The 23,881-nt window shown below is 52.8% G+C and carries 28 protein-coding genes; 6 read left to right on the top strand and 22 right to left on the bottom strand.

Features of this window, described 5'->3' with window-relative positions:
* Positions 1–44 precede the first annotated feature (44 nt).
* The 7 genes from GC56T2_RS05270 to GC56T2_RS05240 form a co-directional block, all read right to left on the bottom strand.
* The gene (locus GC56T2_RS05270; RefSeq protein ID WP_144973567.1) at positions 45–314 is read right to left on the bottom strand and encodes a YlbG family protein; all 270 of its coding nucleotides are present in this window, start codon (positions 312–314) and stop codon (positions 45–47) included.
* A gap of 18 nt (positions 315–332) precedes the next feature.
* Positions 333–779 (bottom strand): YlbF/YmcA family competence regulator, encoded by a 447-nt coding sequence (locus tag GC56T2_RS05265; RefSeq protein WP_144973565.1) that lies wholly within the window; start codon positions 777–779, stop codon positions 333–335.
* Between the two features lie 320 nt (positions 780–1,099).
* Positions 1,100–1,459, bottom strand: a complete 360-nt coding sequence (locus tag GC56T2_RS05260) for a carbohydrate-binding protein (protein WP_370454558.1) — start codon at positions 1,457–1,459, stop codon at positions 1,100–1,102.
* A gap of 103 nt (positions 1,460–1,562) precedes the next feature.
* On the bottom strand, positions 1,563–1,796 hold the full coding sequence (locus GC56T2_RS05255) for a YlbE-like family protein (RefSeq protein WP_144973563.1): 234 nt from the start codon (positions 1,794–1,796) through the stop codon (positions 1,563–1,565).
* A gap of 12 nt (positions 1,797–1,808) precedes the next feature.
* Positions 1,809–2,192 (bottom strand): YlbD family protein, encoded by a 384-nt coding sequence (locus GC56T2_RS05250; protein WP_144977057.1) that lies wholly within the window; start codon positions 2,190–2,192, stop codon positions 1,809–1,811.
* A gap of 80 nt (positions 2,193–2,272) precedes the next feature.
* Positions 2,273–3,280, bottom strand: a complete 1,008-nt coding sequence (locus GC56T2_RS05245; protein ID WP_144973561.1) for a CAP domain-containing protein — start codon at positions 3,278–3,280, stop codon at positions 2,273–2,275.
* Positions 3,281–3,406: 126 nt separating this feature from the next.
* Entirely contained in the window at positions 3,407–3,832 is a 426-nt protein-coding gene (locus GC56T2_RS05240) for a CBS domain-containing protein (protein ID WP_144973559.1), read from the bottom strand.
* Between the two features lie 273 nt (positions 3,833–4,105).
* Here GC56T2_RS05240 and GC56T2_RS18050 point away from each other — a divergent pair, with 273 nt between their 5' ends.
* Positions 4,106–4,228: a hypothetical protein gene (locus tag GC56T2_RS18050; protein WP_255516024.1), complete on the top strand. Its 123-nt coding sequence runs from the start codon at positions 4,106–4,108 to the stop codon at positions 4,226–4,228.
* A gap of 53 nt (positions 4,229–4,281) precedes the next feature.
* On the top strand, positions 4,282–4,641 hold the full coding sequence (locus GC56T2_RS05235) for a YugN family protein (RefSeq protein WP_033843460.1): 360 nt from the start codon (positions 4,282–4,284) through the stop codon (positions 4,639–4,641).
* A gap of 38 nt (positions 4,642–4,679) precedes the next feature.
* Here GC56T2_RS05235 and GC56T2_RS05230 read toward each other — a convergent pair whose 3' ends face one another.
* The 8 genes from GC56T2_RS05230 to cyoE all read right to left on the bottom strand — a co-directional run bounded on the left by GC56T2_RS05230 (position 4,680) and on the right by cyoE (position 11,491).
* Positions 4,680–4,973, bottom strand: a complete 294-nt coding sequence (locus GC56T2_RS05230) for a hypothetical protein (RefSeq protein WP_144973557.1) — start codon at positions 4,971–4,973, stop codon at positions 4,680–4,682.
* A gap of 72 nt (positions 4,974–5,045) precedes the next feature.
* The gene (locus GC56T2_RS05225; protein ID WP_144973555.1) at positions 5,046–5,501 is read right to left on the bottom strand and encodes a DUF420 domain-containing protein; all 456 of its coding nucleotides are present in this window, start codon (positions 5,499–5,501) and stop codon (positions 5,046–5,048) included.
* A 45-nt stretch (positions 5,502–5,546) separates the two neighbouring features.
* The gene (ctaG, locus tag GC56T2_RS05220; RefSeq protein WP_144973553.1) at positions 5,547–6,449 is read right to left on the bottom strand and encodes a cytochrome c oxidase assembly factor CtaG; all 903 of its coding nucleotides are present in this window, start codon (positions 6,447–6,449) and stop codon (positions 5,547–5,549) included.
* Positions 6,450–6,554: 105 nt separating this feature from the next.
* Entirely contained in the window at positions 6,555–6,887 is a 333-nt protein-coding gene (gene ctaF, locus GC56T2_RS05215; RefSeq protein WP_144973551.1) for a cytochrome c oxidase subunit IVB, read from the bottom strand.
* A gap of 4 nt (positions 6,888–6,891) precedes the next feature.
* On the bottom strand, positions 6,892–7,512 hold the full coding sequence (ctaE, locus tag GC56T2_RS05210; protein ID WP_033010279.1) for a cytochrome c oxidase subunit III: 621 nt from the start codon (positions 7,510–7,512) through the stop codon (positions 6,892–6,894).
* Positions 7,512–9,383, bottom strand: coding sequence for a cytochrome c oxidase subunit I (ctaD, locus tag GC56T2_RS05205; protein ID WP_144973549.1), 1,872 nt, complete (start codon positions 9,381–9,383; stop codon positions 7,512–7,514). The genes ctaE and ctaD overlap by 1 nt, the downstream gene beginning before the upstream one ends.
* A 22-nt stretch (positions 9,384–9,405) precedes the next feature.
* Positions 9,406–10,476, bottom strand: coding sequence for a cytochrome c oxidase subunit II (gene coxB, locus GC56T2_RS05200; RefSeq protein ID WP_144973547.1), 1,071 nt, complete (start codon positions 10,474–10,476; stop codon positions 9,406–9,408).
* Positions 10,477–10,561: 85 nt separating this feature from the next.
* Complete coding sequence (cyoE, locus tag GC56T2_RS05195; RefSeq protein WP_144973545.1) at positions 10,562–11,491, bottom strand: heme o synthase; 930 nt, start codon at positions 11,489–11,491, stop codon at positions 10,562–10,564.
* Between the two features lie 386 nt (positions 11,492–11,877).
* On the opposite strand from cyoE, the gene GC56T2_RS05190 reads away from it, so the two are divergent.
* Positions 11,878–12,831 (top strand): COX15/CtaA family protein, encoded by a 954-nt coding sequence (locus tag GC56T2_RS05190; RefSeq protein ID WP_144973543.1) that lies wholly within the window; start codon positions 11,878–11,880, stop codon positions 12,829–12,831.
* A 162-nt stretch (positions 12,832–12,993) separates the two neighbouring features.
* On the opposite strand, the gene pyc is transcribed toward GC56T2_RS05190, so the two are convergent.
* The 3 genes from pyc to GC56T2_RS05175 form a co-directional block, all read right to left on the bottom strand.
* Positions 12,994–16,437: a pyruvate carboxylase gene (pyc, locus tag GC56T2_RS05185; RefSeq protein WP_144973541.1), complete on the bottom strand. Its 3,444-nt coding sequence runs from the start codon at positions 16,435–16,437 to the stop codon at positions 12,994–12,996.
* Between the two features lie 64 nt (positions 16,438–16,501).
* Positions 16,502–17,713, bottom strand: coding sequence for a putative lipid II flippase FtsW (gene ftsW / locus GC56T2_RS05180; protein ID WP_144973539.1), 1,212 nt, complete (start codon positions 17,711–17,713; stop codon positions 16,502–16,504).
* A gap of 123 nt (positions 17,714–17,836) precedes the next feature.
* Positions 17,837–18,124: an Fpa/YlaN family protein gene (locus tag GC56T2_RS05175; RefSeq protein WP_033022310.1), complete on the bottom strand. Its 288-nt coding sequence runs from the start codon at positions 18,122–18,124 to the stop codon at positions 17,837–17,839.
* Positions 18,125–18,288: 164 nt separating this feature from the next.
* Between GC56T2_RS05175 and GC56T2_RS05170 the strand changes: the two genes are divergently transcribed.
* Positions 18,289–18,795, top strand: a complete 507-nt coding sequence (locus GC56T2_RS05170; RefSeq protein ID WP_144973537.1) for a peptidyl-prolyl cis-trans isomerase — start codon at positions 18,289–18,291, stop codon at positions 18,793–18,795.
* A gap of 186 nt (positions 18,796–18,981) precedes the next feature.
* Here the strand turns inward: GC56T2_RS05170 and GC56T2_RS05165 are convergent, their stop codons facing one another.
* Positions 18,982–20,313: a PhoH family protein gene (locus GC56T2_RS05165; RefSeq protein ID WP_033843449.1), complete on the bottom strand. Its 1,332-nt coding sequence runs from the start codon at positions 20,311–20,313 to the stop codon at positions 18,982–18,984.
* A 133-nt stretch (positions 20,314–20,446) separates the two neighbouring features.
* On the opposite strand from GC56T2_RS05165, the gene GC56T2_RS05160 reads away from it, so the two are divergent.
* Both GC56T2_RS05160 and GC56T2_RS05155 read left to right on the top strand, forming a co-directional pair.
* A complete protein-coding gene (locus tag GC56T2_RS05160) occupies positions 20,447–21,037 on the top strand; it encodes a YhcN/YlaJ family sporulation lipoprotein (protein WP_144973535.1) in 591 nt (196 codons plus the stop codon).
* Positions 21,038–21,098: 61 nt separating this feature from the next.
* Entirely contained in the window at positions 21,099–21,299 is a 201-nt protein-coding gene (locus GC56T2_RS05155) for a YlaI family protein (RefSeq protein ID WP_144973533.1), read from the top strand.
* Positions 21,300–21,349: 50 nt separating this feature from the next.
* On the opposite strand, the gene GC56T2_RS05150 is transcribed toward GC56T2_RS05155, so the two are convergent.
* The 3 genes from GC56T2_RS05150 to typA all read right to left on the bottom strand — a co-directional run bounded on the left by GC56T2_RS05150 (position 21,350) and on the right by typA (position 23,875).
* Complete coding sequence (locus GC56T2_RS05150; protein WP_144973531.1) at positions 21,350–21,634, bottom strand: hypothetical protein; 285 nt, start codon at positions 21,632–21,634, stop codon at positions 21,350–21,352.
* Positions 21,631–21,939, bottom strand: coding sequence for a YlaH-like family protein (locus tag GC56T2_RS05145; protein ID WP_144973529.1), 309 nt, complete (start codon positions 21,937–21,939; stop codon positions 21,631–21,633). Before GC56T2_RS05145 ends, GC56T2_RS05150 begins: the two co-directional genes overlap by 4 nt.
* Positions 21,940–22,045: 106 nt before the next feature.
* Positions 22,046–23,875: a translational GTPase TypA gene (gene typA, locus GC56T2_RS05140; protein ID WP_144977053.1), complete on the bottom strand. Its 1,830-nt coding sequence runs from the start codon at positions 23,873–23,875 to the stop codon at positions 22,046–22,048.
* Positions 23,876–23,881 lie beyond the last annotated feature (6 nt).

The following is a 23,881-nucleotide window of genomic DNA, read 5'->3' as shown; positions in this document are numbered from 1 at the left end:
GCCGCGATTTCCCCACCCGGGCGCGTTCCGTGCCCTCTTTTCGTTCAGGCAAGCGGATAGGGGGAATCTTTCTCTTTCTCTCCTTTTGATTCGAATTCTAGCTTTAAAAACGGGCGGTACGATGGCTCCACCCGTTTGACAAACGGAAGCGCGGCGAGCTTTTTCATGACATAGTCCGCTTGCTCCATGTCGCAGTATAAGACGGCATACTTCAGCCGCTTGGAGATGTAATGAATGTTACCAAACTTGCGCAGCTGTTTTCCGTGTTTCAGCGAATGAAGCCAAACAATAATTCCTTGCCGTTGTGGAAACATAGTCCCTTCCCCTTTTTTCTATGTGCGGCAGCCGCAGCCTCCACCGCTTCGGCAGCCGCCGGAACAACCTGCCGACAAAAAGTACGGATTTCCGGTCGGCACTTTCACATGCTCCGATACCGCTTTGCCGATCAGCACGCTGATTTCATCAAGCAGCTGTTGCAGCGCCTTCTCCGCCTGTTTAAAAGCGGCGACGGTTTCGTGCAAATCCAGCTCCCGTTTCGCTTCGCGCACTGCTTTCATGATTGTGCGATAATCAGGGTGGTATTTGCCGAAGCGCTGCACGTCCTCATACTGCTCTTTGAGCTGAACAAATCGGGAAATCAGCTGCTGGGCGCGGCGGTCCTGCTTCAGCCGCCAAAATGCGCGGCGGTATTCCTCGGCCAGTTCGGACTCGACAATCATTTTCGCTAACCCTTCTGCTTTATCTAGAATCTCGATGCGCTCGAGAGTCGCAATTCTCACCAACATGGCACCTCCATATGTTCATCATACCATGAATAAAACGAAAAGGAAAAGGAAAGAGAAGGAGGGAAAACGAAAAAGGGCGTCCCGCGCTGTGGAACGCCCTCTTCACTAGGAGGCTGGTGATTTCGTGCAAAATGCTCCTGATTCCATCCATTTCTCAATGAGAGAAACTTTGCAGAACCAGCTTTCTTTTTTGAATGAACATGACACCGATTGGTGTGCGACAACGGTTTTTCACCGGCCTTCTAGGTGATCATGCGCGCATGGCAGAAGCGGCTCAGCCTACGCTCGACCGTAACAGCCGGTTTCTTCAATCCTTACGGAATCGAAACGTCAAATTCGTGCCCCACGCCGGCCGTTCTCCCATCGTTATAGACAAACTCCAGACGAATATGATGGGTTCCGCTCGGCAAGCCGCGCACAACAAAGGCGGCTGTATACACTTGGGTTACTTTTTTCCCATTGACATACACATCGACATGCCCGCCGCCGCTCCCTTGGCGAAACGGAAAGCGGGGAGCGAAACATTCGATGAACACGTCGCTTCCTTTCACCTCATGGTTGACGTGCAGCGGCGCATCCGCCCGTTCGGCATGAGCAGGCGCCAACGCCCAGAAGGCGCAGACAACGAACAGCATGGCTCCAGCCAACGATTTGAGCCGTTTCGGCAAAGATATCACTCCCTTTCTGACTCATAGTCTTTGCCGCCGACGGCCCAATTAGTCGTGTATGATGTCCAACCCGCTTCTCATCATGTTGGCTGTGAGTCGGAAGAAGCCATTAGTCGCGCATAGCTTTAAACACTTGCCACATCAGCGAAGCCATTTGCAGCGACTGGGAAAATTTTTCGACCTTGTCCGGGATCGTCAATTCATAATGACGCAACGCCGCCAGCTGGAACGCGGACAGCTCATGCGGACGGCGGGCAAGAATCCGGTACCAGCGCGGCTGTTCACGCAAAAATGCTCGCAACATCGGCTGTCCCTGCACATATTGCCATACGTCTTTTCTCATCGCCACCATCCTTCAATCCTTCCGAAAGGAAAACGGATGTTCATCTTTGTTTGGGCGCTGCTGGCTGGCCCCTTGGAATTCGGAAAGAATGCTTTGAATGGCACCAATCGCCTGCTGAACGTTCGCCAAATGTTTCTGCACTTCAGCGGCGTCCATCTGTCCAAGCATGGCGGCCAGCTTGTCGAGCCACTTGCTCGCCCCTTTTTCGCCTTCGTTCCGTTTGCCGTCCCTTTCCCGGTAACGATCCCATATCTCATCGTCCTCGCCGAACAAGTACCAGTCCTCATACACTTGCTTCCACGTTTTTTTGCCGCTGCGCACCTCTTGGATGAGTTTCGGATGTTTTTTTACAAACTGCTTAAACTGTTCAACGGATGGGTGCAAAGGCTTGGCCATGGTCGCTCTCATCCCTTTCCTCCACTCTTGCCTATCTGCCATATCATATCGTGCCTGACAGGCGAGGGTGCGCCCAATTTTCAACGCGGCGTAAAGAAATTTTGCGTGTAATAATCGCCGTAAACGCCGACGCCGAGATGCGTAAACTCCCGATTCATCATTATTTCCCGATGTTTTTCGCTATTCAACCAACCGATGGCCGCCTCAACGCCGTCCACTTGGTGAGCAGCGATGTTTTCCCCAGCCACCCGAAACGGAATGCGAAGCGCCTGCAACCGCTCCGATAAATCACCGTACCGCGGCGATTTATGGGAAAAAAACTGATGATCATGCATATCGCGGCTGTGCTTCGCTGCGGCCGCCGCCGCGTCGTCATCCCAAGCGAGAACAGGCAGCCCATGGCGGCGGCGAAAGAGATTCGTCCAGTCAAAAATTTGCTTCGCATTGCTGGCATCGATCATCCGCTGCTGTTCTTCCGAAAGGGTAGGAACGTCAGGTAGATGCCCGCGATAAACGAGCTCGTACGGCCGCAACTTGACAAACGTTTCCGCGTCCATTAAACGCACGGCCGCCACTTGGCCAGTGAAGCGGTCCACGTACAGCTGAGCATAAACGGCACCGACTTTCACCACCGGCCTTGACGAATAATCTTGCTCCGACAGCTCGAATCGATACGTTCCGCTCGGGAGCTGGATTTCAATATTGGATAGAACCGGCATCGTTTGAAAAATCGTCTGCAGGCGCTGGCCGACCGCAAACGGCTCAACGTTCACTCGTTCCCCACCGGCCAGGATGGTGACGACTTTTCCGCGAGCAACACCGACCTGGACATAGGAGTCGAGATGACGCCTGTACACCCACCATTCATATCCATAGGCGGATGGATCGACGCGATCAGGCCGACCGAGCTGTTGGTTCACCGCCTGTACTGGCTGGCCAATCAATGTCACTAAGCCGGCTGTCGCCTTCGGTTCTTTCAACATATGCCCATTGATTTCCGGCTGCCCCGGGGGGCTTGGGGGCGGCGGACTCGGCGTGAAAAAGTACAATCCGATGAACAAGAGCAAAAAAAGGAACATCCATTTCACCCAGCAACTCCCGCTTTCTGCACAGTCTTCTTACTGTCATTATAGCGGTTTTGGGAAAGCAAAAAAAAGAGGGCGGCCAAAAACGCCCCCTTTCTTTGCGAAAAAAGCGGCACAAGCTCCGTCGTCCTACGGATGGCGGGCCGGTTCAGAAATTTCGCTTAACGCGCGGCCAGCCCGTTCATCAGAATAACGATTCACCGCCAAATCGCCGAGGGAAACCATCCCGACCAACCGGCCATTCTCAACGACCGGGAGGCGGCGAATTTGGTGGTGCGCCATTAGATCGGCCGCCGCCTGCACGGAATCATCGGGAGAAACCGCCGTGATATCGCGGCTCATCACTTCCGTCACCGCTGTTGAGCCCGGATGCTTTTCCGCGATGCCGCGCACGACGAGGTCGCGGTCCGTAATCATTCCGACAAGCCGCCCATCGTCAACGATCGGAATGGCCCCGATATCGAAATCGCGCATCTTTACCGCCGCTTCATACATATTGTCAAGCGGGGTGCAATACTGCACATCCGTCGACATAATATCCCGCACCGTTTGCATGATTTTCCTCCTTTCTGTAGAAAATGCCGCACTGACGCGGATTTTCATCCTCGGGTAGAGGGCAAAACGTTGCCCATGGATCTTTTCCGTAAAAATGCCGCACTAGCGCGTAATTTTTATCCACGGGTCGAGGGCAGGGTCCGCTGCCCATGGAACTTCTCTGCGAAAATCCCGTCAGCAAGCGGTCGCTTTCATCCCCGGGTCGATGTTACATCGCTCCCCATGAAAATTCTGAACTGAGCCGGATGTTCATCCCCAGTGGAGGGCAACCCATTGCCCATGGAACTTTTCCGTTCTATATTGTGCGTCTTGGCGCGGGAAAAAATGCAAGACGAAACGGCAACGGCGGCAAACAATTCATTGAAAAACAAACCGTTTTCGTACTATTATAAATGAGGGGATCATTTCTTTTTGGCGCTTTCCATACTGCGTTGTTAGGAGGAAGAAGCATGAAATTTGAAAATAGCGGACTGGAAAATCAGACGGTTGAACTGTCCCGCCTTGATGACATTATGGAGCGCCTCGGCTTTGTGCGCGCGGGGCAATGGGACTACGAGCGGGTTACATACGACCGCAAATACGTTGTGAAAGAAGGGACGTACTATTTACGCGTCCAAGGGTACGCCATCGAAGGCGACGTTGATTCGCGTTATGCGCTCATCAAATTGCTCACACCGATTTTAGGCAAACATTATTATCCGCATGGCGTCGAGTATGGCGAAGATGAGCATTTCCCGTCTTCCCTTGTCAACCAGTGCCAAAACGTATTGGCCCAAGTCAAAAGCGAAATCGAGAAGATCAAAGAGTAATGAAAAAACGCATGAGACGTTTGCGCTCATGCGTTTTTTCACGGCATGGCGAGCCGTTTGACCACCATATCAACCGCCTCCGCTACATACGGGGTCATCGCCGCGATTTCCTCGGCAATTTGTCGCTGCAACTGGCGGCAAACGGCCATCACCGGCGCTCCGTAGTGCAAAGACAGCTTCACAAGCACGCGGCACCGTCCATCTTGGCCTGCTATGACAAGCGCTTCGCAGTCGTCAAGAACGACATCGCGTTGCTCCTGCACACACATCATCACAATCGTCAGCAACGTCGCCTCCACGGCGCTCCGCCTTCGGTATCGGAACGTATTCACCGCACTCCCCCGCTCTGCATTCTCTGTTTATGTTATGCTATGCAGCGCGGCCGGCCGGCGTCATTCGGCCGGCTAAAAACCTAAGATCGCCTTGAGGAGCGACGTCGTCTCTCCGCCCGGGTAAAGCACGTAAAGAAGCCAATAAACGACGACTCCGGTCGAGGCGCTGCCGAACCAAATGACGCTCGTAACCGGCCCTAAGCGGCGGTGGCGACCCCGTTGATCCTTTAGCCCTGTCCAAATGGTCACAAGGCCAAACACCGCCCCTACGGTCGCTAAAACGATGTGAAAAACAAGAAATACCGTGTAATACACTTTCACCGTTTCCGGTCCGCCAAAACTCGTATTGCCAATAAACAACGTCCGCGACATATAAATGATAAAAAACAAAAGCGCAAAAGCGGCAGCGGTCAACATCACCTTTTTGTGCGCTTCCGTCCGCCTGCGGCCAATCAAGTACCAGCCGTAGGCGACAAGCAAAGCGCTGATCACAATGCAACTCGTGCTGATCGTCGGTAAAATCGCCATAGCTTCTCTCCCTTTCCTTCGTCTCTTTTGCCATTGGATGGCGCCTTACAGTTTCGTCGGCCGCGGCGCCATATCCATGCTCGGTTCTTTTTCCCGTTCTTTCCGATACCACTCGCTAAAAATAAAGAACAACATAACCCCGTATATAATTTCTTGAATAATTTTCATCAATACCCCGCCGAGCTGCTGATCATGAAGCGGTGACATCGACAAAAACATTTGCGGTCCTGTCAAGTCAAGCGAAGCTAATATTCCTGACGGGACGCAAAGCGCCAACCCAGTCATCCATGCTTCCGGATCCGTGTACGTCTCATACAGCGGAGTGCCGGCGAAAATAATGAGGGCACAGGCCGGTGTGAGCAGCATGCCGTCGGCAAAAATATAGCCCATTTTTTTTAACCCGGATAATGTCGTCCATCCGGAAAGTTTATTCACAAGCGGCCACCACATGAAGAAGGCCGCAATGAAAATGGCTGTTGTGACAGACGCATGCAAGAACATATTTGTCTTTACGATATCGAAAATCATTGGGACATGGTACAAAGAGAATAACCCATTAAACAAAAGCAAAGACACAATTGGCTTTGTCAATAACTGAAACGAACGGCGCACCGCGGCAATCCGGAACATCCGCTCATAAAACAGCTCCGGAATCCCTAAAATAAAGCATTGCGGCACCGTTAAGTAAAGCAGCGCCATTTGCACCATGTGAGCGGTGAACGTTAAATGGCCCATCAAATCAAGCGGAGAGCCTTTGCATACGTAAAGAAGCACTATTCCTGTCAAAAAGTACGCCTTTTGTTTTCTTGAAACAGGGACATCAATGCCAAACCGCTGCCGCCACGGCCCGGTGACCGCGAGATACAACAAAGCAACGGCTGTCAACGCCAACAGAAAAAACGGACTCCAAAGGGCAACGGGGCCAAACATTTGCAGCGATTGAAACATACTACTTTCCCTCCTGCTCTGTCCTTTTCTCATTATACTACATGCAGCACCCGAAGAGCTATGGAAAAAGGGGAAACCGGTATCTGCACCGATTCCCCCTTGTGTTTACCACCAAATGACCGTCGAAAACGCCCAAACGAGCAGCAACATGACAAGCACACCGCCGTACATAAACATCGATGGAAATTCATGCCCTTTATGACTCATATGCATGAAATAGTACAACTGAAACGCCACTTGCACGCCAGCTAAAAGCAAAATAAACGGAACAACAAACCAATGGGAAAACTCTTCATAACCGACCGCGGCAAAGGCGATGAGCGTCAATAAAATCATCAGCACAAAGACAATCACTTGATGACGCATTTCTTCCGCATTTTTCCGGCGGCGATACGCTAGGTCGATGCGCTCATTTCCTGAGTTCGTTTGGTTCGCCATACGTTCACCCCACCATTCCCATTAAATATACGACGGTAAAAATGAACACCCAGACGACGTCGATAAAGTGCCAGTACAAGCTCGCGACGTAAAACTTCGGGGCATTATACAAGTTTAACCCGCGCTTGGCATTGCGAATCATAAGCGTCAAAATCCAAAGCAGTCCGAATGCAACGTGGGCGCCGTGCGTGCCGACGAGCGTGTAAAAGGCGGACGCGAAGGCGCTCGTCGTAAATTTATGGCCTTCATGAACATACTCATAAAACTCATAAATTTCCAAGGCCAAAAAGCCAGCGCCAAGCAGCACCGTAATGCCAAACCAAAGCTGCATTTTTTGAAAATCAAAGTTTTTCATATGATAAATGGCGTACACGCTCGTCAAGCTGCTCGTTAACAGAAGCATCGTCGCCATAAACACGATCGGCATTTGGAACAGTTCTTCCGCGGAAGGACCGCCGTTCGTTTTGTCTTTGAGCGCCAAATAGGTGGCAAAGAGAGAGGCGAACAGCACCGTCTCTCCGCCTAGAAACAGCCAAAAGCCGAGGAATTTGTTTTTCCCTTCAAGCGTGGCGCGCTCCGGCGCGGCTGGGAACGTCTCGGCCGTCAGTTTTTCTTCCACGTGCATCAGGCGTTCGCCCCCTTCTTCTCAAGTTCAAGCACTTCCTCTTTATGAATGTGGAAGCCGTGATCATCAATCACCGAGCGCAAGAACATCGCACCGAGCGTAATGAGCAAGCCGAGAATGCCGATCGGCAAGCCCCAAGCCGTCTCTTGATGGTACGTAAAACCGAATGCCGCGACAAACAAGCCAAATGAAATGACAAACGGCAAGAATGATGAATTCGGCATATGAATATCGCCGAGCGGCTCGGCCGGCGTCAACTCTTTTTTGCCTTCCATTTTTTCAAGCCAATAAGCGTCTAATCCACGAACGAGCGGCAGTTGGGCAAAGTTGTATACCGGCGGCGGCGAAGCGATGGCCCATTCGAGCGTGCGGCCGTCACCCCACGCGTCGCCCGCCACTTTTTCTCCTTTTGCCGTCGTGATCACGATGTTAATGAGCAAAATGACCGTGGCGACCGCCATAAAGAACGCCCCGACCGTACTGATGAGGTTGCCGGTCTCCAATCCTTGTCCGGGCAAGAATGTGAACACACGGCGCGGCATTCCCATTAGGCCAAGAAAATGTTGGATAAAGAACGTCAAATGGAAACCGATAAAGAACAGCCAGAACGTCATTTTGCCAAGCGTCTCATTCAGCATGCGCCCAAACATTTTCGGCCACCAGTAATGCGTGCCGGCTAGCAAGGCGAACACAACCCCACCGACGATAACGTAATGGAAGTGAGCGACGACGAAATAGCTGTCGTGATACTGATAGTCCGCTGCTGCCGCTGCCAGCATAACGCCAGTGACCCCACCCATAACAAACGATGGGATGAAAGCGACAGCATAATACATCGGCGTTGTGAACTGGATGCTTCCGCCCCACATTGTAAACAGCCAGTTGAAAATTTTGACCCCCGTCGGAACCGCAATCGCCATCGTTGCCACAGCAAAGATCGCGTTCGCAATCGGTCCCATCCCGACCGTGAACATGTGGTGCGCCCACACCATAAATCCTAAGAAAGCGATCAATACCGTCGCAAACACCATCGACGAATAGCCGAACAGCCGTTTGCGCGAGAACGTCGCGAAAATCTCAGAGAAAATGCCGAACGCCGGCAATACAAGAATGTATACTTCCGGATGGCCGAACACCCAGAACAAGTGCTCCCAAATGATCGTATTGCCACCGGCGGCTGGATTGAAAAAGTTGCCGCCAAACAACCGATCCATCATCATGAAAATTAACGCCACAGTCAGCGGCGGAAACGCAAACAAAATGAGCGCCGACGTCACAAACGTCGCCCATGTGAACATCGGCATGCGCATAAACGTCATGCCCGGGGCGCGCATATTAATGATCGTAACAAGAAAGTTAATTCCACCTATTAACGTGCCTATTCCGGAAATTTGCAATCCAAGCGTGTAAAAGTCGACACCGTGGTGCGCTTTCGAATCGAGCGCTAGCGACGCGTACGACGTCCAACCGGCGTCAGGCGCGCCGCCTAAAAACCACGAACAGTTTAAGAACAAACCCCCGAAGAAAAAGAGCCAAAACCCGAGCGCGTTTAAAAACGGGAACGCGACGTCGCGCGCGCCGATTTGCAGCGGAACAACCGCGTTCATAAACGCGAAAATAAGCGGCATGGCAGCCAAGAAAATCATCGTCGTTCCGTGCATTGTCAACACTTCGTTATACAGACCACCAACAAGAAAGTCGTTGTTCGGCTTTGCGAGCTGAATCCGGATGAACAGCGCCTCAAGACCACCGAGCAAGAAGAAAAATCCACCAGAAACTAGGTACAGATGGGCGATCTTTTTATGGTCAACCGTCGTTAGGTAATCCCATAAAACGGCGCCAACACCCTTTTTGCGAGTGATCGTGCTCACAGTGAAACCTCCCTTTACGCCTTTATTCCACTTTTAAGCTCATTAAATATTTCGTCAATGCATCAAGCTGCTCTTCTGTCAGTTGGTCGTATGTACCTGTCATTTTGTTTCCAGGTTTTACACTTTCAGGGTCGCGCAGCCATCTTTTTAAGTTTTCTTCATTGTGTTCTAAAATACCGGCAATCCGCTCACGATCGGCAAAGTTCGCCAAGTTCGGCGCTGTGCGTGCCTGTTCTGGACGCTTGTCCACCGGCGACACCGCATGGCAGCCAATACAGCTTTTATTGAAAATGGCTTCCCCTTGTTTGGCAACCGGATCGGTCACAACCGGCTTTTTCGCGTTTTGCATTTTCTTCACCCAAGCGTCAAACTGATCGCGCGGCAGCGGACGCACTTTGAAATCCATCAACGCATGGGACGGACCGCAAAGCTCCGCACATTTGCCGTAAAAGATGCCACCCGCTTTGTCTGTCGCTTTTTGGTCAAAGACGAGCCAAAATTGGTTTTTGTTGTCGGTGTTTGTGTCCATTTTGCCGCCGACTGGCGGAATCCAGAACGAGTGCTTGACATCCGACGCAATCAAGTTGAAATACACTTTCTCATTCGTCGGCACGACTAAGTCTTGGCTCGTAATAATGCCGTAATCCGGGTATTCAAATTCCCACCAATACAAATTGGCGCGCACGTTGACAACAACCGTGTCTTTATCGCGGTTTTTGTCATTCATCGGCTTCACGTCCGCGAGCTTAAACGTCGCCGATACCGTTGGCACCGCCAAAATGAGCAAGAGGATAATCGGAATGACAGTCCAAATAATTTCTAACTTATGGCTTCCTTCCACTTGCTTCGGAATTTTAGTTTCTTCCCCTTTGCGACGCCGGAAACGGATGACGACATAAACGAAGATAATCGCTACAACGATAATGACGAGCACCATGATCGACGTGCTCAACAACATGAGCGAATACTGCATGTCCGCCACTTCACCGGCAGGCTGGAGCGTCGATAAAAACGGCTTGCCGCAGCCGGCGAGCAACAGCGCCATCATCCCGAACAAGGAAAATAAGCGCCAGTTACGCAGCCCCTTCTTCATAGCTTCACCAAACCCCTCTTTCATTGATCTTTGATGTGGAGAAATGTATATCAATTCTTTCTATAGAGAAAGAATTTGACCCTGTTCACCAAACCGTGGCGATCACCATGGCCACAAACAAAATCGTCAAATAGTTGAGCGAATAGACAAACATCCACTTCGCCCATTTCAGATCGTCTTTCATCCTAAAGCCGGCAAGCCCAAGCAGCAGCCAACCGATGTTTAACAGCGTCGCCACGGTTAAAAACGGGACGCCTAGCGAAAACAAATAGAACGGAAGCGGCAGCAAACACGCTACCCAAACGACAATTTGCCGCTTCGTGATGGCAAAGCCATGAACGACCGGCAACATCGGAATGCCGGCAGCACGGTATTCCTCGCACCGCTTCATCGCCAACGCCAAAAAGTGCGGCGGCTGCCATAAAAACATGATGAAAAATAAGACGAGCGGAACGACATGAAAGTTCGGGTCGACCGCCGTCCAGCCAATCACTGGGGGAACGGCGCCAGAAATGCTGCCAACGATCGTGTTGATCGTGTAATGGCGCTTCGTCCAAAGCGTGTACAAAAACACGTACGCCACCATTCCGATCAATCCCACGACCGCCGCCGTAACCGTTGTCATCAGCAAACTCATTTCGCCGATGAAAACGAGCACGATCCCTGCCCAAAGCACGCGCCGCGCGTCCATCGTCCCGGTCACGGTCGGCCTCGTTTTCGTCCGCTCCATATAGCGGTCGATATCGCGATCAATATAGTTGTTGATGGCACACGAACCGGCGATGACAAGCGCCGCCCCAAACAGCGCAAAAAAGACAAGATGCAAGTTTTCCAAAAAATGCTCTCCCGTAAAATAAAACGCCAGCCACATCCCGGCGAACGTTGTAATCAAATTGGAATTGACGATCCCGATTTTGACAACCGACGACAACTCTCTCCAAACGGCCTTCACACTTGCCTCTGAACGATGCCCGACATCGTTCACTGTTTGATGTACCGCTTTCAAATCAGCCATGTTCCTGGTTCCTCCTCGCCGCGCCGCCTCGTCCCTACGGCGCCGTTATCTTGCTTGGCCAGCGATGCTTAACAGCCAAAGCAAGCGATTAGCACATGCTGTTTCTCTATTATATTAAATCACATTTTGTTTTCATCATGTGAACTTTTTTTGAATAATTTGTGTCAAATTTTTGAATCAGCGGGCGCCAAGCGGCGCTTTCGCTTGTCCCATTAATATTTCTAGCAAACTTATTCGACTTATTCAATACACAAACGTCATTTTGTGTTTCCGGCCGCCATCGTGTAAAATAGATTTGGCTTCGCAGCACGGTTGGCTGCGGTAAAATCCATCACTTTACTAATATGGACAAAATCCCAATTTCTCAATCCAAGAGGGTGAAGATTTTGCAACGTTCACTAAAATGGTTTGCCTCGGCAACGACGTTAGCGATGCTGTTTGTCCTAATCGGCGGCGCGCTTGTGACCAAAACAGGATCCGGCATGGGCTGCGGCCGGTCGTGGCCGCTGTGCAACGGCCAATGGGTGCCGGACCGCGTGACGCCTGAACTCATCATTGAGCTGAGCCATCGGCTCGTCTCCGGACTGGCCGGCATCATGGTGCTCATCCTTTCCATCTGGGCGTGGAGAGCCATTGGGCATGTGCGGGAGACGAAGTTTTTGGCCGTCCTATCGTTCGTCTTTCTCGTTTTACAAGGGCTGATCGGCGCCGCCGCGGTCGTGTGGGGGCAGTCCGATTTCGTCCTCGCCTTGCATTTTGGCATTTCGCTCATTTCGTTTGCTGCTGTGTTATTATTGACACTGCTGATTTTTGAAGCCGACAACATGTTTTCTGCCGCTTCGCTTTCCCTTGACGGCAAAATGCGGTTTCATATTTACGGCATCATCATTTACTCGTACATCGTCGTCTACACCGGGGCGCTGGTGCGCCATACGAACGCCAGCCTCGCCTGTCCGAGCTGGCCGCTGTGCGCGAAAACGCGCATCCTCCCGGTTCAATTTCATGAATGGGTGCAGATGGGCCATCGGTTGGCCGCCGCCGTCATCGTCATTTGGATCGCCGCGGCCGCGATCCATGCCGTGCGCCATTATCGCGGGCAGCCGGTCATCTACTACGGGTGGCTGATCGCCCTTTGTCTCGTGCTTGCGCAAATGACGACTGGCGCGCTTGTCGTGTTTACGCAGCTGAATTTATACGTCGCCTTGGCGCATGCCTTTTTCATTTCCTGCCTGTTCGGCGTGCTCAGCTATTTATTGCTTTTGGCGCTCCGCACCCGCCGCGCGCCGGCAAAAGCCGCCGACCATTCAGCGCGGGAAGCGGCGCCGGCGACGTTGAAATGACGTTCGTCCGTCCGCAAACCAAAAGGGGCTGACCGAAAAGGTTGTCTGCCTTCAAGTCGACACAACCGATCGTGCGGCAGAAGCAGTCAGCACCTATATAGCAACGAAAGAGGGTGTCCCGATCCGTTTGGGACACCCTCTTTTTGCGCGCGATGAACAGTTTCATTTGGACAGCTCGATCAGCAAGTCTCCCGCTTGAATGGCGTCGCCGCTTTTGACGTAAATGTCTTTGACAACGCCGGCAAACGGCGCCTGCACCGTCGTTTCCATCTTCATCGCTTCCGTGACCATTAAATGGTCGCCTTTATCCACTTTTTCGCCTTTTTCCACGAGCACTTTCACGACCGTGCCCGGCATGGTGGCGGCGATGTGGTTCGGATTCGTCCGATCGGCCTTGATGCGCTCAGCGACGGCCGCCTTGATGCTTTCATCGCGGATGATGACTTCGCGCGGCTGGCCGTTCAGCTCAAAGTAAACGACGCGCGTGCCGTCCGCCTGCGGCTGGCCGATTGACACGAGCTTGACGATGAGCGTTTTGCCGCGCTCGATCTCCACTTCGATCTCTTCGCCAAGGCGCATGCCATACAGGAACGTCGGCGTATCGAGCACCGAAATGTCGCCGTATTTTTCCACCGTTTCGGCATATTCCAAAAACACTTTCGGATACAGCGCGTAGGCGATGGCGTCAAAGTCGGTCACTTCGCGGCCGAGTTTGTCGTACAGCTCCCGCTTGATTTGCTCGAAATCCACCGGCTCGAGCAGCTCGCCCGGACGAACGGTGATCGGCTCCCGCCCTTTCAAAATAATGCGCTGCAGCTCTTTCGGGAATCCGCCGTGCGGCTGGCCTAAATAGCCTTCGAAAAACTCGACGACCGAGTCCGGGAAATTGAGCGTTTCGCCGCGTTCAAAAATGTCTTGCTCCGTCAAGTTGTTTTGCACCATGTAAAGCGCCATGTCGCCGACGACTTTCGATGACGGCGTCACTTTGACGATGTCGCCGAACAAGTCGTTGACGCGGCGGTACATTTCTTTCACTTCATCCCAGCGATCGCCGAGGCCAACCGCTTTTGCCTGTTGCTGCAAGTTGCTGTACTGGCCGCCCGGCATCTCATGCATGTATACTTCCGTATGCGGGGCGTTCATGCCGCTTTCAAACTCTTGGTAAAACTTGCGCACGTCTTCCCAATAGCGGGCCAACTGCTCCAAGCCGTAAATATCGACCTCCGGCGCCCGCTCCGTTCCTTCAAGCGCATAGTAGAGCGTATTGGCGCTCGGCTGTGACGTCAAGCCGGCCATCGAGCTGACGGCGACATCGACGATATCGACGCCGGCTTCGATCGCTTTCGCGTACGTATAAATGCCGTTGCCGCTCGTGTCATGCGTATGCAAATGGATCGGAATGTCGACCGTTTCCTTGAGCGCGGAAATGAGCACGTACGCCGCCTGCGGCTTCAAGAGCCCGGCCATATCTTTAATCCCTAACATGTGCGCGCCGGCTTGCTCGAGCTCTTTCGCCAACGCTTTGTAATACTCCAAATTGTACTTCGGCCGGTTCGGGTCCAAAATATCGCCCGTATAGCAAATCGTCGCCTCGGCGATTTTGCCGCTTTGCCGGACGGCGTCGATCGCCACCGTCATGCCTTTCACCCAGTTTAAGCTGTCGAAAATGCGGAACACATCGATGCCGGCCTGCGCCGATTTTTCCACAAACTCGCGGATGACATTGTCCGGATAGTTTTTATACCCAACGGCGTTGGCCGAGCGCAACAGCATTTGGAACAGCACGTTCGGGATGCGCTCGCGCAGCTTGAGCAGCCGATCCCACGGATCTTCTTTCAAAAAGCGATACGCCACGTCGAACGTCGCCCCGCCCCACATTTCAAGCGAGAATAAGTTGGGCAGCAAACGCGCCGTCGGCTCGGCGATCCGCAACAAGTCGATCGTGCGGACGCGGGTCGCGAGCAGCGACTGATGAGCGTCGCGGAACGTCGTATCGGTGAGCAGTACGCGCGGCTGCTCTTGAATCCAGCGGACGAGCCCCTCGGGGCCGCGTTCATCCAAAATTTGCTTCGTCCCCGCTGGGATCGGCTCCGTTTGGCTCACCTTCGGCACGCGCGGCTTGTCAAACACCGGCTTTTTCTTTTTGCCGATGCCCGGGAAGCCGTTGACCGTCACCGTGCCGATGTACGTCAGCATTTTCGTCCCGCGGTCTTTTCGGCGCGGGAATACAAACAATTCCGGCGTTGTATCGATAAATGACGTATCGTATTCCCCGGACAAAAACTTCGGATGCTGCACGACGTTTTCCAAAAATGGAATGTTCGTTTTAATGCCGCGAATGCGAAATTCGCGCAAGTTGCGCAGCATTTTTCTCGCCGCCTGCTCAAACGTCAACGCCCATGTCGACACTTTGACGAGCAGCGAGTCGTAATACGGCGTAATGACCGCCCCTTGGAAGCCGTTGCCGGCGTCCAAGCGCACGCCGAAGCCCCCGCCGGAACGATACGCCATAATTTTTCCCGTATCCGGCATAAAGTTGTTGAGCGGATCTTCGGTCGTTACCCGCGATTGAATGGCATAGCCGTTGACGCGGATGTCTTCCTGCTTTGGAATGCCGACTTCCGGGCTGTGAAGCGAAAAGCCGTCGGCAATTAAAATTTGCGACTGTACGATGTCAATCCCGGTGATCATTTCGGTGATCGTATGCTCAACTTGAATGCGCGGGTTGACTTCGATGAAATAAAATTCATCGCCCGAAACGAGAAACTCGACCGTGCCGGCGTTGACGTAGCCGACGCTTCTCATCAGCTGCACCGCCGCCTCGCAAATGCGCTCGCGCAGCTCGTCCGACAACGAGACGCTCGGCGCGACTTCGACGACTTTTTGATGACGGCGCTGCACCGAGCAGTCGCGTTCATAAAGGTGGACGATGTTTCCTTCGTGGTCGCCCAAAATTTGCACTTCAATGTGCTTCGGTTTTTCAATCAGCTTTTCAACATAAACGTCATCGCTGCCAAACGCTGCTCTCGCCTCTGATTTGGCGCGCTCGAACGCTTCCTTCAACTCCGCCTTCGAGCGAACGATGCGCATGCCGCGCCCACCGCCGCCAAGCGCCGCTTTAATGATGATCGGGTATCCGTGCGTCTCGGCAAAGCGAACGACATCCTCAAGGCCGCCGACCGATCCGTCGCTGCCCGGGATGACGGGAATGCCGGCCTTCATGGCGGCATGGCGCGCCTTCACTTTATCGCCAAACATATCCAAATGCTCTTCGTTCGGGCCGATGAAAATGAGCCCTTCCTCGCGGCATCGTTTGGCAAATTGAATGTTTTCCGACAAAAACCCGTATCCCGGGTGGATGGCGTCGACATCGTGAGCTTTGGCGATCTCGATGATGCCTTCGATGTCCAAGTACGCCTCGATCGGCTTTTTCCCCTCGCCGACCAAATACGCTTCATCCGCTTTGTAGCGATGATACGATCCTGCGTCTTCTTTCGAATAAATCGCCACCGTGCGAATATCGAGCTCCGTGCAAGCGCGAAACACGCGAATGGCGATCTCGCCGCGGTTGGCCACCAGCACTTTGCGAATTCGTCTCGTTCTCATTTTGCCCCTCCTCTCCTTTATTTAATAAAAGTATAAAAGTTTTGCCGATTTGTAAATACACTTTCTAAAAAGTCAGACCTCTTTTCTGCTCGCTGTGAATCGTCCGTTCGTTGTTTCGGTATCGTTGTTCATAGTTGACAAACATAGAAATATTGACAAGCAAGCCAAGCGAGGCCATCGTGAGAACGAGCGATGTCCCTCCGTAACTGACGAGCGGCAGCGGCACGCCGGTGATCGGGATGAGCCCGGTGACCCCGCCGATGTTAATGAACGTTTGAAAGCCGATCATGACCGAGATGCCAATAGCTAATAAACTTCCGAACGCATCGCTCGAACGGCGGGCGATCCAAAGTCCACGCAGCACGATAAACGCCAATAATCCGAGCGCAAACGTGACGCCAATCAACCCGAGCTCCTCGGCTACCACCGCCATGATGAAGTCGGTGTGCGCTTCCGGCAAATAGCCGTATTTTTGCACCCCTTTGCCCAGCCCGACCCCTTTCAGGCCGCCGAGCCCGATCGCCACGTATGAACTGATGAGCTGATAGCCGTCCGTCTCCGCGTACTGAAACGGATCTAAATAGCTATATAGCCGCCCCATCCGCTCAGGAGAAAAAATTTTTTTTCCGACGGCCGGCAGCCAAAACGGCGAAACGGCGAAAGCGAGCAAAGAAAAAAATAGCATTTGCTTCAGCAGCAGACCGAGGCGCAATCCAGAGGAAACGATAACGCACAAGGCGATGACGAACACGATCGCCGCCGTACCGAAGTCAGGCTGTATGGCGATCAGAAAACAGATCAACAGCGTATAGTAAATGGGAAATAAGTTGCTTTTCACTGGTTCAGCCAACCGTTTCCGCTTGTTGGCGAACGCGGCCGACAAATACAAAATCAAGGCAAGCTTTGCCAGTTCGGCTGGCTGGAAAGACATCCCGCCGATGCGAAACCAGCTTGTCGCATTGTTTGACGTATGACCAAAAAGCGCAACGGCGACAAGCAGCAGCGGGGAAGCAAAAAACACCAATTTCACCAGCCGGTCGTTCCGCCACACTTTGTACGGAATCATCATCATGGCCGCAAAAGCAGCCAAACCGACGATCACCCACAGTTTTTGCCGCTCATAAAAGTAATCGCTCGACACTCCAAAAATGGTGACCGCTGTCACCATGCTTGCGCTATACACCATGATCAGCCCGAACAGCGAAAGCATCACGACGGCGGCAATGAGCGGATAGTCATAGCACTTGACGATTTTTTTCCATAATCGCTGTTCCATTGTCCCTCTTCCTCGCAAACGAGTATGTACATAAAATCATTCGCAGCAGCATGGCATTTTCCTGCCGAAAAACAGAAAAACTCAAACGATGGACGCGCCAACCGTTTGAGTGGTCATGTATCCTTATCGCACGCGCTTTTTCGCTACCGCCTCATGCAAGGCGGAAAGTTCCCGCTCCAACCGATCAAGAAGCGCCTTTCCGTCCTTCGCCTCCACCAGCCCAAGGCGCACCGCAAAATCGATTTCCCGCGACAAACCGAACATTTGCGTATCAAGCACTTCTTCATAGACGGGACATTGCGGCATCGTCAAATGATCCATTTGCACGCGGATGAGCTGGATAATTTTTTCTGCATCTGCTTGCAAAAGCGCGTACGCTTTTTCACGATGGCTCATCGCTTCGTTCGTCACATCCATCCCTCCGTTCTCTCCCCTATCCTTCTTTAAATCTTAACGTGAAACAAGCCATTTTGCAAGTTGAAACCGTTGACAGCGATTTCGCTTCGAACATGACAAACGCCCGGTTTTATTTTATTATAAGAAACAGTCGGGACATGCAGAGGAGAGGATGTTTGATGAGTGAGATTATCGTGCTGACAGGAAACGTGCGCTTTACGATCACGCTCGACCCGGGCGTTTGGATTTTCGACGACCGGAAAGTCGACTTGGACACCTATTTTTCAGAGCCAAAACCAAAGGTCGAACAAGCGGAGCAGGACGAAGAGGAAATCAAAAAGCTGTCCGCGTTTTGGGATCGGGAAATTCAGGAGGGCGCCGTCTTTCCTCCGACGTTGAAAACGGAGCGGCGCTTTTTGAAAGAGAAAATCGTCACCGGTTCGTTCGGCATGCCGTTCGCTCCGTTTTTGCGCAACGCCGAGCCGCATGAGGACGCGTCGGAGCTAGTCATCATAACGGAAACGGAGGAGATCGCGATCCCGCTGGAACAGGCGTACGAGTTGATTTTTGCGTTTTCGAAAAACGGGAAGCCGCTGCGCGATGACGGGCCGGTGCACATTTATTTCGGAGACGGCTCCAACCGCCAAGCGCCCATCACCCACGTGCGTCGGCTTGTCGTCCGTTGACCGCGGCTGTCAAGGGGCGCCGCCGCGGCCGTCTGCGGTCGGCGCTCCCTACGCCGCTAGGAGGCTGGTGATTTGATCGCAGATACGGCTTTGCGATGTCATTTTTCAGAAAAACCTTGTTGCATTGATCCCCCTTTTCACTCATTCTTCCATTGATGAACGGAATCAGCGGTTTTTACCAACCTTTTACAGCAAATCAGCGGCCAGCTGGGCGAGCGCTGAACGCTCTCCTTTGATAAGGCGGATATGGCCGGCGATTTTTTGGTCTTTAAACGTTTCGACGACGTACGTCAACCCGTTATTATATTCATCCAAATATGGATGGTCGATCTGTTCCGGATCACCCATTAAAATGATTTTGCTTTTCTCGCCAACCCGTGTCAAAATCGTCTTCACTTCATGCTTCGTTAAATTTTGCGCTTCATCGATGATAATAAACTGCTCGGGCAGGCTCCGGCCGCGAATATAGGTGAGGGCTTCCACCTCGATCGAGCTCATGCCGGCCAAAATCGCGTCCAGTTCCCCCGGCTTTTTCGTGTTAAACAAATATTCGAGATTGTCAAAAATTGGCTGCATCCACGGGCGCAGCTTTTCTTCCTTTTCCCCCGGCAGGAAGCCGAGATCTTTCCCCATCGGCACAATCGGCCGGGCGACGAGCAATTTTTTGTACGTGCGCAAATCTTCGGTTTGCATCAATCCAGCCGCAAGAGCAAGCAAGGTTTTTCCCGTCCCCGCTTTGCCGATTAATGTCACCAACGGAATGTCATCGCGCATGAGCAGCTCGAACGCCATCGTCTGCTGCACATTGCGAGGCCTAATTCCCCATACGTGCTCGTTTTGAAACACGAGTTTTTTCACCTTTTTTCCGTTTGGGTCGACGATGCCAAGCGCCGATGCCGAACTGCCAAACGCATCTTTCATGATGATGAACTGGTGTGGATAAAACGGATGGTCAGCGAGGTCGGCGAGCACAAGCTCCCCTTTCTCGTAAAACCGCTGCAAGTGATCCTTTCCTATGTACAGCTCCAAAAAGCCGGTGTAAATGTGATCGACATCAACGACGCGGTCGCTCAAAAAGTCTTCCGCCTGCAGCCCGATCGCATCAGCCTTGACGCGCACGAGCGCATCTTTGCTTACCAAAATGACGGAGCGCCCGTCTTCTTTCGCCTGCTCTTCCAGCGATAAATTTTTCGCCACCGCCAAGATGCGGTTGTCGTTTGTTTTTTCAACAAAAATTTCCTGCAGTTGGTGAAACGAGCGATGGTTCAATTCGATACGCAGCGCTCCTCCATTTTCCAGCGGAATTTTTTCGTGCAGCTTCCCGTTTTCGCGCAGGCGATCGATCAGCTTTGACACTTGGCGAGCATTTCTGCCGATTTCATCCATATACCGTTTTTTCGAATCGACTTCCTCTAAGACGACGGCGGGAATGACGACCTCATTATCCTCAAACGCGAAAATCGAATACGGGTCTTGCAAAAGGACGTTTGTATCCAGCACATAAATTTTCTTTCCCAAATTTCTTTTCCCCCTATATCCGTTTTTCACCTTCGGCGCCGGATGGGAATAGCTGTAGTATAACATTATGAACAAATGTATAAGGATAGAAGGACATTTGCAAACTAAAGAAAAAAAGTCGAGGTGGCAAATGATGAAGCGAAACGGATGGCTGCTCATGTTGGTGGGCTGTTTGCTTTTAGGCGCCTGCAACGGAGGAAACGACAAGGCAGCGGACGATTCTAGGCTGGTGCGCGTGAAAAATACAGTGGACGAGCGGGTGGAAAACAAATCGGGACAAGCGATCGCCCACCGGCTTGCAGAAATTGCCAACCGCGTCCCGAATGTCCATGACGCTGCCGCGCTCGTTGTCGGCAAATACGCCATTGTCGGCATCGATGTCGGCGCCAATGTCGATGCCTCGCGCGTCGGCACGATCAAATACTCGGTTGCCGAGGCGCTGCAAAAAGACCCATACGGTGCCAACGCCATCATTGTTGCGGATCCGGACCTTTACACCCGCGTGCGCAACATCGGCCGGCAAATCGACGATGGCCGTCCGGTGCAAGCGTTCATGAACGAAATCGCCGACATTGTCGGGCGGGTGATGCCGGAAGTGCCGAGCGACTTGTTTGAAACGACACCAACGCCAACCGAAGAAAACGATGGACAGCTGAACGAACGGCAGGAGCGGCAGCTCAATGAACGCCAAGACAACCAATCGAATCAATATTTAAATCGCTAACCGATTCCGGTGCGGTTATGGTATAATGGAACGGGAAATCAGCCCTTTCCTGAGGTGAACGATGAGAGTCAAATGCGTGCTTTGCGATCAAATCGAGACGATTGACGATGAATCGCCGCTTGCCAAACGGCTGCGCAACCGTCCGATCCATACGTACATGTGTCACAAATGCCATGACCGCATCAGCGAAAAAACGAAGCAGCGGCTTTCGACAGGAAAATTTCGTTTTTACCGCGGCCACCGGGCGGGGGACGACTGGTGACCGAGCTAACAACACGGCGCTGAAAGCATTCGCTTTTCAGCGCCGCGTTGTTACCATCCGTATTTTTCCGGTTCGGCCTCCATTTGCCTCCACATCGCTTCCGCCAGCTCAATCGAAAACCGGGCGACACGTTTCTCCCCGCCGCGCTCGTATTCGACAATATAGTGTCCGCTTTGTTCATCTTTGACGGCCGCGACCGCGGTGACGCCAAAATCGCTCGCAAGCAGCGAGCGGAAAAAGGAAGCGGTGTCGCGCGCCGCGGCATCGTGCGGACGAGCGGTGGAGACAATATGGATGGTCAGCCAATGGCCAAGAACATCTTCCACGGATCTCACCCGTTTTCTCCCTCTTTCGCCTGCCTCAGCCGAATTTTATATATGATTAATACGAGTGCGGCGACGGCCAATCCTTCCGCCACCGGCAAAAAAACAGCAAAAAAAGTTAAAATCGTGCAGCCGAGCGCCAGCAATCCATAGATGATGACGTTTTTCAACAGCGGCAGGCGACGGGCAAACCCGAGCCGATACACCAACGCCGCGAGCAGCAGCACGGTGATATAAAGCAACCACATGCCTCGCTCGGGATGATCATGCACGTCATACAGCGAGGCGAAAAAGGTCAACCGTTCGAGCACGTTCATTCGCTTCCCCCCATTTCATCCAGATGATCCGCTCCGCTCAAAGACGCGCAGACGCCAAGCGGCGCCCGGCTTCCCTCTTTTTTGGCGGAACGAGGAACGATGTCGGCTATTTCGCCTGTTCGGCCGCTTTTTTCTTCTTCTCCGCCTTTTCGCGCTCGCTCTTGCTTAAGATTTTTTTGCGCAAGCGAATCGAAGCGGGCGTCACCTCGCAATACTCATCGTCGCTCAAATATTCGAGCGCCTCTTCAAGCGTCAACAGACGCGGTTTTTTCATCGTCACCGTCTGCTCTTTCGTCGAGGAGCGCACATTCGTGACATGTTTTTCCCGGCAAATGTTGACGACGAGGTCGTTTTCGCGATTATGCTCGCCAACGATCATTCCTTCATACACTTCTGTGCCCGGTTCAACGAAAATCGTCCCGCGGTCTTCCAGCTGCATGATGCTGTAGGCCGTCGCTTTTCCCGTTTCCATTGAAACGAGCACGCCTTGACGGCGGCCGCCAATCGCACCAGGGTGCAGCGGGGCATAATGATCGAACGAATGGTTCAAAATGCCGTAGCCGCGCGTCAATGATAAAAACTCGCTCCGATAACCGATCAATCCGCGCGATGGCACATAAAACACAAGACGCACTTGTCCGTTATCGCCGTGCACCATGTCGACGAGCTCGCCTTTGCGGCTGCCGAGCGATTCCATAATCGCCCCCGTATATTCTTCCGGAATATCAATGACGACTCGCTCAATCGGTTCGCAGCGAACGCCATCGATGTCTTTGACAATCACTTCCGGCTTCGACACTTGCAATTCATACCCTTCGCGGCGCATGCTTTCAATCAAAATCGCCAAATGAAGCTCGCCGCGCCCCGAAACGATCCACGCATCCGGCGACTCGGTCGGCTCCACGCGCAGGCTGACGTCGGTTTCGAGCTGTGTGCGCAGCCGCTCCTCGAGCTTTCTCGCCGTCACGTATTTGCCTTCACGGCCAGCGAACGGGCTGTTGTTGACAAGAAACGTCATTTTCAATGTCGGTTCATCAATGTGCAGCGGCGGCAGCGGCTCTTGGTGATCCGGAGGGCACACCGTTTCGCCGACGTTAATGTCTTCCATGCCAGCGATCGCAACGATGTCGCCGGCCTGCGCTTGTTCGATTTCGATTCGTTTCAAACCGATGAACCCGAACAGTTTCGTGACGCGGAACAGCTTCACGGATCCGTCGCGCTTAATGAGCGCCACTTGCTGGCCGGTTTTCATCGCGCCGCGAAACACGCGGCCGATCCCGATGCGCCCGACGTATTCATTGTAATCAAGCAGCGCCACTTGAAACTGCAACGGCCCCTCGCGGTTATCAACCGGCGCCGGAATATGATCGATGATCGTTTCAAACAGGGCGGTCATATCGCCGTCTTGCCGCTCCGGATCAAGGCTTGATGTCCCGCGCAGCGCCGATGTATACACAACCGGAAAGTCGAGCTGCTCTTCGGTGGCGCCCAGTTCGATCAACAAATCGATGACTTCATCGACAACTTCCGTCGGGCGGGCAAACTCGCGGTCGATTTTATTGACGACGACGATAGGCACAAGCTGCTGCTCCAACGCCTTTTTCAAGACGAACCGCGTTTGCGGCATGCAGCCTTCATAGGCGTCGACAACGAGCAGCACCCCGTCGACAAGGCGCATAATCCGCTCTACCTCTCCGCCGAAATCGGCGTGCCCGGGCGTATCCAAAATGTTGATGCGCGTTCCTTTATACAAAACGGCCGTATTTTTCGCTAAAATCGTAATGCCGCGCTCCCGCTCCAAATCGTTGCGGTCCAACACCCGCTCGGCGACTTGCTCGTTCTCGCGGAACGTTCCTGACTGCCGAAGCAGTTGGTCGACAAGCGTTGTTTTTCCGTGGTCGACATGGGCGATGATCGCGATATTGCGTATATCCATTCGTCT

Source organism: Geobacillus sp. C56-T2, from assembly GCF_007829715.1.
GTDB classification, from domain to species: Bacteria; Bacillota; Bacilli; order Bacillales; family Anoxybacillaceae; genus Geobacillus; species Geobacillus icigianus.
Note: the sequence above shows the minus strand (reverse complement) of the source record. Positions and strands in the feature narration are given on the sequence as shown.

Coding starts and splice junctions, on each gene's coding strand:
- GC56T2_RS05270 (WP_144973567.1), bottom strand. CDS start 314: ATGTTTCCACAACGGCAAGGAATTATTGTTTGGCTTCATTCGCTGAAA.
- GC56T2_RS05255 (WP_144973563.1), bottom strand. CDS start 1,796: ATGAGAAAAGACGTATGGCAATATGTGCAGGGACAGCCGATGTTGCGA.
- GC56T2_RS05250 (WP_144977057.1), bottom strand. CDS start 2,192: ATGGCCAAGCCTTTGCACCCATCCGTTGAACAGTTTAAGCAGTTTGTA.
- GC56T2_RS05240 (WP_144973559.1), bottom strand. CDS start 3,832: ATGCAAACGGTGCGGGATATTATGTCGACGGATGTGCAGTATTGCACC.
- GC56T2_RS05235 (WP_033843460.1), top strand. CDS start 4,282: ATGAAATTTGAAAATAGCGGACTGGAAAATCAGACGGTTGAACTGTCC.
- GC56T2_RS05225 (WP_144973555.1), bottom strand. CDS start 5,501: ATGGCGATTTTACCGACGATCAGCACGAGTTGCATTGTGATCAGCGCT.
- ctaG (WP_144973553.1), bottom strand. CDS start 6,449: ATGTTTCAATCGCTGCAAATGTTTGGCCCCGTTGCCCTTTGGAGTCCG.
- ctaF (WP_144973551.1), bottom strand. CDS start 6,887: ATGGCGAACCAAACGAACTCAGGAAATGAGCGCATCGACCTAGCGTAT.
- ctaE (WP_033010279.1), bottom strand. CDS start 7,512: ATGCACGTGGAAGAAAAACTGACGGCCGAGACGTTCCCAGCCGCGCCG.
- coxB (WP_144973547.1), bottom strand. CDS start 10,476: ATGAAGAAGGGGCTGCGTAACTGGCGCTTATTTTCCTTGTTCGGGATG.
- cyoE (WP_144973545.1), bottom strand. CDS start 11,491: ATGGCTGATTTGAAAGCGGTACATCAAACAGTGAACGATGTCGGGCAT.
- pyc (WP_144973541.1), bottom strand. CDS start 16,437: ATGAGAACGAGACGAATTCGCAAAGTGCTGGTGGCCAACCGCGGCGAG.
- ftsW (WP_144973539.1), bottom strand. CDS start 17,713: ATGGAACAGCGATTATGGAAAAAAATCGTCAAGTGCTATGACTATCCG.
- GC56T2_RS05170 (WP_144973537.1), top strand. CDS start 18,289: ATGAGTGAGATTATCGTGCTGACAGGAAACGTGCGCTTTACGATCACG.
- GC56T2_RS05160 (WP_144973535.1), top strand. CDS start 20,447: ATGAAGCGAAACGGATGGCTGCTCATGTTGGTGGGCTGTTTGCTTTTA.
- GC56T2_RS05155 (WP_144973533.1), top strand. CDS start 21,099: ATGAGAGTCAAATGCGTGCTTTGCGATCAAATCGAGACGATTGACGAT.
- GC56T2_RS05145 (WP_144973529.1), bottom strand. CDS start 21,939: ATGAACGTGCTCGAACGGTTGACCTTTTTCGCCTCGCTGTATGACGTG.
- typA (WP_144977053.1), bottom strand. CDS start 23,875: ATGGATATACGCAATATCGCGATCATCGCCCATGTCGACCACGGAAAA.